At 63.0% G+C, this 13,362-nt stretch carries 11 protein-coding genes; 9 read left to right on the forward strand and 2 right to left on the reverse strand.

The window, feature by feature from the left end:
• Window positions 1-5 precede the first annotated feature (5 nt).
• Window positions 6-1,049 (reverse strand): NAD(P)-dependent alcohol dehydrogenase, encoded by a 1,044-nt coding sequence (locus QD408_RS13405; RefSeq protein ID WP_414139628.1) that lies wholly within the window; start codon window positions 1,047-1,049, stop codon window positions 6-8.
• A 498-nt stretch (window positions 1,050-1,547) separates the two neighbouring features.
• On the opposite strand from QD408_RS13405, the gene QD408_RS13410 reads away from it, so the two are divergent.
• The 8 genes from QD408_RS13410 (at window position 1,548) to QD408_RS13445 (ending at window position 10,909) form a co-directional block, all read left to right on the forward strand.
• Window positions 1,548-1,910, forward strand: coding sequence for a copper resistance protein CopC (locus QD408_RS13410; RefSeq protein WP_414139629.1), 363 nt, complete (start codon window positions 1,548-1,550; stop codon window positions 1,908-1,910).
• 306 nt (window positions 1,911-2,216) lie between these two features.
• Window positions 2,217-2,306, forward strand: a complete 90-nt coding sequence (locus QD408_RS13415) for a K(+)-transporting ATPase subunit F (protein ID WP_003547774.1) — start codon at window positions 2,217-2,219, stop codon at window positions 2,304-2,306.
• Window positions 2,307-2,374: 68 nt separating this feature from the next.
• The gene (kdpA, locus tag QD408_RS13420) at window positions 2,375-4,078 is read left to right on the forward strand and encodes a potassium-transporting ATPase subunit KdpA (RefSeq protein ID WP_414139630.1); all 1,704 of its coding nucleotides are present in this window, start codon (window positions 2,375-2,377) and stop codon (window positions 4,076-4,078) included.
• Window positions 4,079-4,143: 65 nt separating this feature from the next.
• The gene (gene kdpB, locus QD408_RS13425; protein ID WP_414139631.1) at window positions 4,144-6,204 is read left to right on the forward strand and encodes a potassium-transporting ATPase subunit KdpB; all 2,061 of its coding nucleotides are present in this window, start codon (window positions 4,144-4,146) and stop codon (window positions 6,202-6,204) included.
• Window positions 6,205-6,223: 19 nt separating this feature from the next.
• A complete protein-coding gene (gene kdpC / locus QD408_RS13430) occupies window positions 6,224-6,793 on the forward strand; it encodes a potassium-transporting ATPase subunit KdpC (protein ID WP_414139632.1) in 570 nt (189 codons plus the stop codon).
• A gap of 177 nt (window positions 6,794-6,970) precedes the next feature.
• Window positions 6,971-9,679: a DUF4118 domain-containing protein gene (locus tag QD408_RS13435; RefSeq protein ID WP_414139633.1), complete on the forward strand. Its 2,709-nt coding sequence runs from the start codon at window positions 6,971-6,973 to the stop codon at window positions 9,677-9,679.
• On the forward strand, window positions 9,676-10,368 hold the full coding sequence (locus QD408_RS13440) for a response regulator transcription factor (RefSeq protein ID WP_088683730.1): 693 nt from the start codon (window positions 9,676-9,678) through the stop codon (window positions 10,366-10,368). Before QD408_RS13435 ends, QD408_RS13440 begins: the two co-directional genes overlap by 4 nt.
• Window positions 10,369-10,453: 85 nt before the next feature.
• The gene (locus QD408_RS13445) at window positions 10,454-10,909 is read left to right on the forward strand and encodes a PTS sugar transporter subunit IIA (RefSeq protein ID WP_414139634.1); all 456 of its coding nucleotides are present in this window, start codon (window positions 10,454-10,456) and stop codon (window positions 10,907-10,909) included.
• 43 nt (window positions 10,910-10,952) lie between these two features.
• Here QD408_RS13445 and QD408_RS13450 read toward each other — a convergent pair whose 3' ends face one another.
• The gene (locus tag QD408_RS13450; protein ID WP_088683732.1) at window positions 10,953-11,969 is read right to left on the reverse strand and encodes a porin; all 1,017 of its coding nucleotides are present in this window, start codon (window positions 11,967-11,969) and stop codon (window positions 10,953-10,955) included.
• Window positions 11,970-12,331: 362 nt separating this feature from the next.
• On the opposite strand from QD408_RS13450, the gene QD408_RS13455 reads away from it, so the two are divergent.
• Entirely contained in the window at window positions 12,332-13,357 is a 1,026-nt protein-coding gene (locus QD408_RS13455; RefSeq protein ID WP_414139635.1) for a sulfate ABC transporter substrate-binding protein, read from the forward strand.
• Window positions 13,358-13,362 lie beyond the last annotated feature (5 nt).

The raw sequence follows: 13,362 nt of genomic DNA on the forward strand, positions 1-13,362 counted from the left end.
GCGCCCTACTCCATGACGATCTGCAGCTTCACGTCGCTCGGCCGCGCCTCGACGGCGCGGTCGAACGCCTTGATCGAATCCTCGAATTTGAAGGTCTCGGAGATCAACGGCTTCAGGTCGACGCGACCCGATGCCAGCAGCGCGATCGAGCGCTCATACTGGTGCGCATAGCGGAACACCGTCTCGACGCGGATCTCCTTGGTGGTGGCCGTCGAAACATCGAAGCCGACCGGATTGACCGGCAGGCCGACGGCAACGATGACGCCGCCAGGGCGCGGCAGCGCCATGATCGTCTCCCAGGCCTTCGGCGAGCCGGAGCATTCGAAGACGACATCGGCGCCCCAGCCATTGGTCAGCCGGCCGACCTCTTCGATCAGGTTCTTCTCACGGATGTTGACCGGAATGACGCCCTGATACTGCGCTGATATATCGAGCTTCGGCTGGGCGAGATCGGCAACGATCGCGCGGGCGCAGCCGCCGGCGAGCGCAGCAATCGCCACCATCGTGCCGATCGGCCCGGCGCCGAGGACGATGGCGGTATCGCCAGGCGCGATCTTCGCCTTGCTCGCCGCCTGCATGCCGACCGCGAAAGGCTCGACCATCGCGCCTTCGGCGAAGCTGACATTGTCGGGCAGCTTGAAGGTATAATTTGCCGGATGCACGACCTCGGGCGTCAGCACGCCATGGATCGGCGGCGTTGCCCAGAAGATGACGGCAGGATCGATATTGTACATGCCGAGCCGGCTCGCCTTGGAGTTCGGATCGGGAATACCGGGCTCCATGCAGACGCGGTCGCCGACCTTGAGATGAGTCACCCCAGGCCCGACCTCGACCACCGTCCCGGCCGCCTCGTGACCGAGTACCATCGGCGCGTTGACGACGAAGGGACCGATCTTGCCGTGGGTGTAATAATGGACGTCCGAACCGCAGACGCCCACGGTATGAATCCTGATCTTCACCTGCCCCGGCCCCGTTTCCAGAGGCAGATCGATATCGCGAAGAGCAAGCTCATGCTGGCGCTCCAGCACCAGCGCACGGACTTTGGTCATGATCGGTTTCCTTCCCTATGGCGCGCCGGATTCAGCGAGTGCCGCTGACGCGACTATAAGACCGTAGGGGGCGGCAATTCAATCACGCAATCAGGCTTTTGCTCAGCATTCGATGAAATGCCCATTTCCTATAATCCGAAAGATTCACGTTCCAAGACCTCTGTATGATTCCAGCCGAGGCCGACGGGGAGTACATTCTCATTCAGGTTCCCCGGGCAATGAGGACAGGCAAAGAAATGAAGCACGATAAAGACAAAGTCGGCAGAAACCGGCCTTTCGGATCGACGATATCAAGGCCATTCCGGGACCTCTGGCACTGGCTCGTGGAGCCGATCACCGCACTTCGGCAAGGCTGGCAGCCGAAGCCGGTGCGCGTTGTCGCAGAAACGACGGATCGAAATCATCCCCGGCAGCGTTATTAGCCATGCGCCGGCATGGCGTTTCGGAAGCATGACGGCTCCGGGCACCATGCGGATCGGCGAGATAAGGAAGACCATCATGAAGTCGATCGTGTCATTCTGCCTGTTCGCATCCCTTCTCTTCGCCGCAAGTGAGGCGTCTGCGGCCCTGGAGCAGGCATCGCTCCCGCCGCTGGAGCAGGAAGAAGAGCTGGTGCCCGCCAATCTCGAGCTTACCTTCACCGGCCCGGTCGATCTTGCCCGCTCGACGGCCGTCCTGCTGGATGCCCAGGGCTTGGCCCTTCCCACAGGCAAGCCGTTTCTCTCCGGCCCCGAAGGCTCCATCTTCAAGGTCCCGCTCGATCCCTCCATGGCCTCCGGCCTCTACACCCTCGACTGGCGCGTGCTCTCGATGGACGGCCATAGCGCCGAAGGCCAATATCAGTTCCGCGTCGATCCCTAGCGCGCCGGCCGTGACCGCATAAAAGCATTTATAAGATTTTTATATTGATGGCCGTTCGCCCGTCTCGAACCTTTATGCCCTTCGGCTCCATATTCATGTCCGAGAGATCGAAAAGATCATCTCCACGCCAGAAAGCATGAAAGGCGGCCCCTCCGGGACGGCGCCCTTTGTCTTGTCTGACTCCAAGAAAAACAACAGGAGTCACGATCATGATGGATATCATTCTACTCGGCACGGCGACCATATTCTTCGCGCTGTGCTTTGCCTACGTCAGAGCCTGCGACAGGCTTTAGTGGAGAAACGACGATGACCCTCGATTATGTCTTGAGCGGCGCAGTGACCGTGTTTCTCACCGTTTATCTCACCTACGCTCTCCTTCGCCCGGAGCGCTTCTGAAAAAACTCGCGCTTCCGAGGTCGCGCATGCGCGACCGGGAACCAACCGGGTATTGAAAGTTTAACTCCATGACCCTCAACGGATGGCTTCAGATCCTGCTTTTCTGCGGGATCGTCCTCGTGCTCGTCAAACCGCTCGGCGCCTATATGACGCGCGTCTTCAGCGGCGAGCGCACTCTTCTCTCACCAGTTCTCGTTCCGATCGAACGGGGACTTTACCGTCTTGCCGGCACCGGCGAACGGGAGGAGCAGCATTGGACCTCCTATGCTTTCGCCATGCTGGCCTTCAACCTGCTCGGCGTCATCGTGCTTTACGCGCTGCAGCGCCTCCAGGCGGGCCTTCCCTATAATCCGGCCGGGATGGCGGCCGTCCCGCCCGAGCTTTCGTTCAACACCGCCGTCAGCTTCGTCAGCAACACCAACTGGCAGAACTACGGCGGCGAAAGCACGATGTCCTATCTGACCCAGATGGCGGGCTTCACCGTCCAGAACTTCGTCTCGGCTGCAACAGGCATTGCCATCGCGCTCGCCTTCATCCGCGCCTTCGCGCGCTCTTCGGGCAAGGCCATCGGCAATTTCTGGGTCGATATGACGAGGGCGACCTTTTACGTGCTGCTGCCGATCTGCGTGGCGCTGACACTCGTCTATGTCTATCTCGGCGTGCCGCAGACGCTCGGACCCTATGTCAATGCGACGACGCTCGAAGGCGCGCAGCAGACGATCGCGGTCGGCCCCGTCGCCTCGCAGCTTGCCATCAAGATGCTCGGCACAAACGGCGGCGGCTTCTTCAACGCCAACTCCGCCCATCCTTTCGAAAACCCCGATGCGATCTCCAATCTCATCCAGATGGTCTCGATCTTCGCGATCGGCGCGGCTCTGACCAACGTCTTCGGCCGCATGGTCGGCAATCAGCGACAGGGCTGGGCGATCCTCGCTACGATGGGCATTCTCTTCATCGCAGGCGTCATCGTCACCTATTGGGCCGAAGCGGCCGGCAACCCGCTGATGCATGCCTTCGGCTTGGCTGGCGGCAACATGGAAGGCAAGGAAGTCCGTTTCGGCGTCGCCCTGTCCTCGCTCTTTGCGGTCATCACCACGGCGGCTTCCTGCGGCGCGGTCAACGCCATGCACGGTTCGTTCACCGCTCTCGGCGGCCTGATCCCGCTGATCAACATGCAGCTCGGCGAAATCATCGTCGGCGGTGTCGGCGCGGGTTTCTACGGCATCCTGCTCTTCATCATCGTCGCCGTCTTCGTCGCCGGCCTGATGGTCGGCCGTACGCCGGAATATCTCGGCAAGAAGATCGAGGCGAAGGAGATGAAAATGGCCGTTCTCGCCATCCTCTGCCTGCCGCTCGCCATGCTCGTTTTCACCGCGATCGCCACGGTTTTGCCAAGCGCCGTCGCCTCGATCGGCACCGCCGGCCCGCACGGTTTCTCCGAGATCCTCTATGCCTATACCTCGGCTGCGGCCAACAACGGCTCGGCTTTCGGCGGCCTGACGGGCAATACGCCCTGGTACAACGTGACACTTGGCATCGGCATGCTCGCCGGCCGTTTCCTGGTCATCATCCCGGCCCTTGCCATCGCCGGCTCGCTGATCGCCAAGAAGGCGGTTCCGGCTTCGGCAGGCACCTTCCCGACGGACGGCCCACTCTTCGTCGGCCTGCTCGTCGGCACGATCCTGATCGTCGGCGGCCTGACCTTCTTCCCGGCGCTGGCCCTCGGCCCCGTCGTCGAGCATCTGGTCATGATCGCCGGCCAGACCTTCTGAGGTGATGCCGTGACGCTCCGTCATAGGTTTCCATCACCATCCTCGTTTCAAAGCTGGAGTCTCTTATGAGCCAGGCAAAATCCGCGAGCATCATGGATTCTCGCATCCTCATTCCGGCCGTGAGCGCCGCTTTCAAGAAGCTCGACCCGCGCGCGCTTGCCAGAAACCCGGTCATGTTCGTGGTCGCCACAGTCTCGGTGCTGACCACCGTGCTCTTCCTGCGCGACCTCGTCGCCGGCAACGGCAATCTCGGCTTCTCCTTCCAGATCAATCTCTGGCTCTGGTTCACCGTGCTTTTCGCCAATTTCGCCGAAGCCGTCGCCGAAGGCCGCGGCAAGGCACAGGCGGATTCGCTGCGCAAGGCGCGCACGGAAACCCAGGCGAAGCTGCTGACCGCCAACAATGGCAGCGATTACCGCATGGTGCCGGGCACCAGCCTCAAGGTCGGCGACATCGTGCTCGTCGAGGCTGGCGACATCATCCCCTCGGACGGCGAAGTCATCGAAGGTGTGGCCTCCGTCAACGAAGCGGCGATCACGGGCGAATCCGCCCCCGTCATCCGCGAATCCGGCGGCGACCGCTCGGCGGTGACGGGCGGCACGCAGGTGCTCTCAGACTGGATCCGCGTGCGCATCACCGCAGCGGCCGGCTCCACTTTCCTTGACCGGATGATCTCGCTTGTCGAAGGCGCGGAACGCCAGAAGACGCCGAACGAGATCGCGCTCAACATTCTGCTTGCCGGCATGACGCTGATCTTCGTGCTTGCGACGGCGACGATCCCGAGCTTTGCCATCTATGCCGGCGGCTCGATCCCGATCATCGTGCTCGTCGCCCTGTTCGTCACCCTGATCCCGACGACGATCGGCGCGCTGCTGTCGGCGATCGGCATCGCCGGCATGGATCGCCTCGTCCGCTTCAACGTGCTCGCCATGTCCGGCCGCGCCGTGGAAGCCGCCGGCGATGTCGACACGCTGCTGCTCGATAAGACGGGCACGATCACCCTCGGCAATCGCCAGGCGACGGCCTTCCGCCCGGTTCGCGGCATTTCCGAACAGGATCTCGCCGATGCCGCCCAGCTCGCCTCGCTTGCCGACGAAACGCCGGAAGGCCGCTCCATCGTCGTGCTCGCCAAGGAGAAATACGCGATCCGCGGCCGCGACATGGCAAGCCTCAAGGCCACCTTCGTGCCCTTCACGGCCCAGAGCCGCATGAGCGGCGTCGATCTCGAAGGCGCCTCGATCCGCAAGGGGGCGGTCGACGCGGTACTGGCTCACGTCAACGGCGACGCGCCCTCGAAGAACGGCGGCGAGGTCGTGCGCGAACTCCAGTCGATATCTGACGAGGTCGCCAAATTGGGCGGCACGCCGCTCGCCGTCGCCCGCGACGGCAGGCTGCTCGGCATCATCCAGCTGAAGGACATCGTCAAGGGCGGCATCCGCGAACGCTTCACCGAGCTGCGCCGCATGGGCATCCGCACCGTGATGATCACGGGCGACAATCCGCTGACGGCCGCGGCCATCGCCGCAGAAGCCGGCGTCGACGATTTCCTCGCCCAGGCGACGCCGGAGATGAAGCTGGCGCTGATGCGCGAGGAACAGTCCAAGGGCAAGCTTGTCGCCATGTGCGGCGACGGCACCAACGATGCCCCCGCACTCGCCCAGGCCGATGTCGGCGTTGCCATGAACACCGGCACGGTCGCCGCCCGCGAGGCCGGCAACATGGTGGATCTCGACTCGGACCCGACGAAGCTCATCGAGATCGTCGAGATCGGCAAGCAGCTCCTGATGACGCGCGGCGCGCTGACGACTTTCTCGATCGCCAACGACATCGCCAAATATTTCGCCATCATCCCGGCAATGTTCCTGACCTTCTACCCGCAGCTCGGCGTGCTCAACATCATGGGGCTTTCGACGCCGCAGAGCGCCATCCTCTCGGCGATCATCTTCAACGCATTGATCATCATCGCGCTGATCCCGCTGTCGCTGAAGGGTGTCCGCTACCGTCCGATCGGCGCCGGCGCGCTTCTGTCGCGCAACCTGCTGATCTACGGCCTCGGCGGCATCATCGTCCCCTTTATCGGCATCAAGGCGATCGACATAGCTGTCGCGGCGCTCGGCCTCGCCTGAATACGTAAGGAGCAGAACAATGTTTAGAGAATTTCGTCCCGCGGTCGTCATGATCGTTGCCACCACCGCCATAACAGGCCTGCTCTATCCCCTCGCCATGACGGGTGCGGCCCAAGCGCTCTTCCCCGCTCAGGCGAACGGCAGCCTGATCGAGAAGAACGGCCAGGTGATCGGCTCGACGCTGATCGGCCAGGCCTTCACCAGCGACAAATATTTCCACGGCCGGCCGTCGGCCGCCGGCGACGGCTACAATGCCGCCGCCTCCAGCGGCTCGAACCTCGGCCCGACCAGCCAGAAGCTGATCGACCGCGTCAAGGGCGACTATGAGGCCGCCAAAGCCACGAACCCGAACGCCGAGGTTCCCCCCGACCTCGTCACCGCTTCGGGCAGCGGCCTCGATCCGCATATTTCGCCCGAGGCCGCCTACTTCCAGGTGGCCCGCGTCGCCAAGGCGCGCAACGTCGACGAGGCCAAGGTCAAGATGCTGGTCGACGGCGCCGTGCACGATCGCGAACTCGGCATATTGGGCGAACCCACCGTCAATGTTCTGGCGTTGAACCAGAGCCTTGATGCTTCTATGACTGAGTGAAGGTTGCGGGCTACAACCTCTCCCTCATTCCTGTGCTCGTCACAGGAATCCAGCCACGCGAAGTCCTTCGCGTGAAAAGAGTCTTCCGCGCCGCAGACGCGGCGCTGCTGGATCCCTGTGACGAGCACAGGGATGAGGGAAGGGGAGCAAGCCTCCCCGATAGGAAAGACCACACGTATGCCAGACGACAATCGCGACCAGGCCGGCAGGCCCTCGCCCGATGCGCTTCTTGAAAAAGCCCGGGCGGAAACACGCGGCCGTCTGAAGATCTTCCTCGGCGCCGCCCCCGGCGTCGGCAAGACATACGAGATGCTGATCTCCGGCCGCGCCAAGATCGCCGACGGTCTCGATGTCGTCATCGGCGTCGTCGAGACCCACGGCCGCAAGGAGACCGAGGCGCTGCTGGCCGGCTTCGAGATCATTCCGCGCGTGAAGGTCGCCTATCGCGGCCAGACGCTCGAAGAAATGGATCTCGACGGCATCCTCGCCCGCCGGCCCGATCTCGTGCTGGTCGACGAACTCGCTCATACCAATGCCGAAGGCAGCCGCCACCCCAAGCGCTATCTCGACGTCAAGGAGCTGCTCGATCGCGGCATCGACGTCTATACGACGCTGAATATCCAGCATGTCGAGAGCCTGAACGACGTCGTCTCGCAGATCACCCGCATCCGCGTGCGCGAGACGGTGCCGGACTCGATCATCGACCTTGCCGACGATGTCGAGATCATCGACCTGACGCCGGACGATCTCATCAAGCGTCTGCATGACGGCAAGGTCTATATGCCCCGCACCGCCGAGCGGGCGCTGACCAACTATTTCACGCCCGGCAACTTGACGGCGCTGAGAGAACTGGCGCTGCGCAAAACCGCCCAGCGCGTCGACGACCAGCTGCTCACCCATATGCAGGCCCATGCCATCTCCGGCCCCTGGGCGGCGGGCGAGAGGGTGCTCGTCTCGGTCGACCATCACCCGCGTTCCGCTTCGCTGGTGCGCTACGCCTCCCGCATGGCGTCGCGGCTGCGCGCACCCTGGGCCGCGGTCTATATCGAGACCAATCGCTCGATCAACTTGACGGAAACGGAGCGCGACAGTGTCGCCGCGACGCTGCGGCTTGCCGAACAGCTCGGCGGCGAGGCGATCACCATTCCCGGCCGCGAAGTCGCTGAGGAACTCGTCCGCCACGCCGCCGCCAACAACGTCACCCATATCGTCATCGGCGCTCCGAAGAAGCCGACATGGCGCGACTGGTGGAGCCGCTCGATCACCGATGAACTGATCCGCAAGACCGGCGAGATCAGCGTCCACGTCATATCGGGCAACGAAAAGGACGGGACCACCGCGCGCGGCGTCAGAGCCGCCGCCATCGCGCCGCAGATAGATTTCTGGGCCTATCTGCTGGCGACCGCCTATGTCGCCATCGCGCTCGGCGTCAGCGTCGTGCTCGACCAGGTGCTCGACGTGCGCAACCTCGCGCTCGTCTTCCTGATGGCGGTGCTGACCTCCGCCGTCATCCATGGCCTGAGACCGGCGCTCTTCAGCTGCATCCTCAGCGCGCTGTCCTTCAACTTCTTTTTCCTGCCGCCGCGCTACACGCTGACGATCAGCGATCCGGAAAGCGTACTCGCCCTCTTTTTCTTCCTCGGCGTCGCCATCATCGCCAGCAACCTGACCGCCACGGTACAGCGCCAGGCCGCAGCAGCCCGCCAGCGGGCGCGCACGACCGAGGATCTCTATCTCTTCTCGAAGAAGCTCGCCGGCACCGGCACGCTCGACGACGTGCTCTGGGCAACCGCCTTCCAGCTTGCCTCGATGCTGAAGGTCCGCGTCGTGCTGCTGCTGCCGGAGGAAGGCAGCATCGCCGTCAAGGCGGGCTATCCGCCCGACGATACGCTCGACGATGCCGACATCGCCGCCGCGCGCTGGGCCTGGGAGCACAATCACGCCGCCGGACGCGGCGCCGACACCTTGCCCGGCGCCAAGCGGCTCTATGTACCGCTTAGAACCGGGCGCACCGCCGTCGGCGTCATCGGCCTCGACAGCGACCGACGCGACGGGCCGTTGCTGACGCCTGAACAGCAGCGCCTGCTCGACGCGCTGGCCGACCAGGCGGCCCTTGCCATCGAACGCGTCCAGCTCGTCGCCGATGTCGATCGGGCCAGGCTTGCGGCGGAAGCCGACCGGCTGCGCTCGGCCCTGCTCACCTCGATCTCGCATGACCTGAAGACGCCGCTTGCCGCCATCCTCGGCGCCGCCGGCACGCTGCGCGACTATTTCGTCTCCATGCCCGAGGAAGATCGCGCCGACCTGCTCTCCACGGTCGTCGACGAATCGGAGCGGCTGAACCGCTTCATCGCCAATCTGCTCGACATGACCAAGATCGAATCCGGCGCGATGGAGCCGAACTCAGCGCTGCACTATGCCGGCGATATCGTCGGCAGCGCCTTGGCCCGCGCCGCCAAGATCCTCGAGCGTCACAAGACGCAGATGAATATCCCCGCCGACCTGCCGATGGTCCGCGTCGATCCCGTCCTGTTCGAGCAGGTGATCTTCAACCTGCTCGACAATGCCGCGAAATACGCGCCCGAGGGATCGGTGATCCAGATCGGCGGCTGGGCCGATGCCGACCAGGTCGTCGTGCAGATCTCGGACGAGGGGCCCGGCATCCCGCCCGCCGATCTCACCCGCGTCTTCGACACTTTCTACCGCGTGCGCAAGGGCGATCAGGTGCGCGCCGGCACCGGTCTCGGCCTTTCCATCTGCCGCGGCTTCATCGAGGCGATGGGCGGCACGATCGCCGCCGGCAACCGGACGGGCCGCCCGGGCGCCGTCTTCACCATCCGCCTGCCGAAACCCACCGACATTCCAAAACTGGATGAACTCAAATGACCGGTTCAGCCGTCAAAATCCTCGTCGTCGACGACGAGCCTCCGATCCGCAAGCTGCTTCGCGTCGGCCTGACCGCGCAGGGCTACGAGGTGCAGGAAGCGCCGAACGCCGCCGGCGCCCGCCAGTCGGTCGCCGACGACATGCCCGACCTCGTCGTGCTCGACCTCGGCCTGCCCGACAAACCGGGCCATGACCTGCTGCAGGAATGGCGCGACGAGGGGCTCTCCATGCCCGTCGTCATCCTCTCCAGCCGCACCGACGAGGCCGGTATCGTCAAGGCGCTGGAGAGCGGCGCCGACGACTACGTCACCAAGCCCTTCGGCATCAACGAACTCGGCGCCCGCATCCGCGTGGCGCTGCGCCATCGCCTGCAGCAGCAAGGGGAAAAGGCAGTTTTCCAGACCGGCGGCCTGTCGATCGATCTCGTTAAGCGCATCGTCAGGATCGACGGCAAGGAAATAAAACTGTCGCCGAAGGAATATGACATCCTGCGCGTACTCGCCCAGCATGCCGGCAAGGTGCTGACGCACCAGTTTCTTCTCAAGCAGATATGGGGACCGGCCGCCGACGTGCAGTATTTGCGCGTCTACATCAGGCAACTGCGGCAAAAGGTCGAGCAGATTCCGGACCAGCCGCACTATATCACCACCGAGACCGGCGTCGGCTACCGGCTCAGGGAACCGGATTGATCCCTTCCCTCCCGCTGCCCGTACAGTATCGAGCCCGAACAGCATCGAGCCCAACGGCATCGAGCCCAACAGCATCGAGAATGACATGAACCTTCCCAATATCATCCGGCCGGAGCACACTTTCATCGGCGTGTCGGCGCCGACGAAATGGCGCGCGCTGCAAACCATAGCAGACAAGGCCGCCAAGGCTTTCTCCGTCGACGGACAGATCATCCTGAAGGCGCTCGAAGCGCGAGAGAAGCTCGGCTCCACCGGTATCGGCAACGGCATCGCCATCCCGCATGCGGCAATCGAGGGCATGACCAGCCCGCGCGGTCTTCTCATCCGCTTCACCCAGCCGCTGGATTTCGAGGCGATCGACGATATCCCGACCGACATCGCCTTCGTGCTGCTCTTCGGGGAAAACAACCGCGGCGAATATCTGAACGTGCTGTCCGCCATCGCGCGGCGGCTGCAATCGGACGGCGTGCTTGCCGCCATGCGCAAGGCAAGGACGGCCGACGAATTCTATTCCGATTTCATCGCCGATTCACGGGCATGAAAAAGGCGCGGCCCGAAGCCGCGCCCACTCGTCTGCAACGATCCTAGAAATCGCGCTGGAAGCGCAGGAAGCCGAAGACTTCGTCGTCGCCTTCATCCTCATCGTGATACTGCACGCTGAGCTTGGTTCTGAGGTCATCGACGATGCGGTAGTCGATCGTCACACCCGTCGTATAGGCGCTGCCACCGGTGAAGCCGTTACCGTCAGCTTCGAGCGCGATGTTTTCGAAGTACTGGAAGCCGGGGGTGACCGACCACTTTTCGTTGATCTTCAGGGCGTATTCCGCTGCGATCGTCCATTCGGACTCTTCGTAGTAGTAGTTGGCGCCGCTTGCCCACACGCCGGCGATGCCGAGCGTGCCCGGACCGATGTCGGCATAGACGATACCGCGGACGGCGACTTCGCTGGTGTCGGTGTCGTAACCGGCGAGCAGGTAAGCGCTGATGGCGCCGGCCTTGTAGGAGACCTGGCCTGCGACACCGAAGTTATTCGGGCCTTCGCCCGGCTTGGTGGCGTAGTCGTCTTCCAGCTCGTCGATCGAGAGGCCGGCCGCGAAGGCACCATTCTCGTACTGATAACGGATCGAGTTGTGGGTGGTCTCGTTGCTGGCGAGCGTATCGGTCTCGCCGCTCATGTCGTCGTCCCACCAGCTGTACAGCTTACCGACGCGGAACCCGGCGATGTCGATGTAGCCTTCGTCAAGCAGCGCTTCCTGGTCGGAGGCGCTGTCGGCATTGTAACGCAGCGTGATGACGCCGGTGAGCGTGCCGTATTCGGTGTCGTTCTTGGCCTGGAAGGTGACCTGACCGCGAGTCCAGAAGTTTACGTCGGAATCGCCAGCGATATTGTCACCGAAGCGCACTTCGGTGCGGATGTAACCGCCGATCGAAAGGCATGTTTCCGTTCCCGGAATATAAAAATAGCCGGTCCCGTAGGCGTCGCAAACGCGAACATATTCCACGGGCTCGGGTTCCGCCGCCACGATGGCGTCGGCAGCGCGGGCTCCGGATGCCGCGGCAAGGGCGGCAACGGAAGCAAAAAGGATAGTCTTGATATTCATTTTTCAATGGCCTTTGACAGGTTTGGAATGCGAGGCGCATTTCAAGGATGCCCCCGCGTAGCGACCGGCTAATGACGGCCGCACCGGCGCCATATAGGAATGCGCAAGTGACATCGCGGCAAAATCCGGGCAAAAATCAGCGCCACCATGTCCTTTTCGTGGAGGAACTGTGGCCAAAAAAACACGGGGCTGGCGCGGGCGGGCAAGAGGCAACAATTGGCCGCGGCCAACTCCGGCAAGCTCATTCCGAAATAGCCTTCTAAATGGAATGACATTCTAACCACTCGGCCGGAACCGGAAGAACCTTCGTTTCATTATACGACTGACTTGATAGAGTTAAGGCAGAAAACAGGAGGGTTCCCATGCAGACACAAAGGCTCACCCGGCTCCTCGCGGCTGCGGTCATGGCAGGCAGCTTCGCGATCGGGAGCATTGCTCCTGCGTTCGCGGATCAGACGCTGCTCAACGTTTCCTATGATCCGACCCGCGAATTGTACAAGGATTTCAATGTTGCCTTTGCTGCCAAGTGGCAGAAGGACAATGGCGAAGCCGTCACGATCCAGGCCTCGCATGGCGGTTCCGGCGCCCAGGCGCGCTCCGTCATCGACGGCCTCGACGCCGATGTCGTCACACTTGCACTCGAAGGCGACATCGACGCCATCGCCAAGGCGACCGGCAAGATCCCGGCCGACTGGAAGAGCAAGCTCCCGAACAATTCGACGCCCTACACCTCGACGATCGTCTTCCTGGTCCGCAAGGGCAACCCCAAGGGCATCAAGGATTGGGGCGACCTGATCAAGGACGACGTGCAGGTCATCACCCCGAACCCGAAGACATCGGGCGGCGCCCGCTGGAACTTCCTGGCCGCCTGGGCATGGGCCAAGCAGGCGAATGGCGGTGACGACGCAAAGGCGCAGGACTATGTCGCCAAGCTGCTCCAGCACGTTCCCGTTCTCGACACCGGCGCGCGCGGCGCCACGACCACCTTCGTCCAGCGCGGCCTCGGCGACGTGCTGCTCGCCTGGGAAAACGAAGCCTATCTTTCGCTCGAGGAACTCGGTCCCGACCAGTTCGAGATCGTGACGCCGAGCTTCTCCATCCGTGCCGACCCGCCGGTCGCCGTGGTCGACGGCAACGTCGACAAGAAGGGCACGCGCAAGGTCGCCGAAGCCTATCTCAACTATCTCTATTCGGATGAAGGCCAGAAGATCGCCGCCAAGCACTATTACCGGCCGATCAAGCCGGAAGCTGCCGATCCGGCCGATATCGCCCGCTTTCCGAAGCTGACGCTCGCCACCATCGACGACTTCGGCGGCTGGAAGGAAGCCCAGCCGAAATTCTTCGGCGACGGCGGAGTATTTGACCAAATCTACAAGCCAGCACAATAATAGAC

Origin of the sequence: Rhizobium sp. BR 249, assembly GCF_047445895.1 — a bacterium.
GTDB lineage: Bacteria > Pseudomonadota > Alphaproteobacteria > Rhizobiales > Rhizobiaceae > Rhizobium.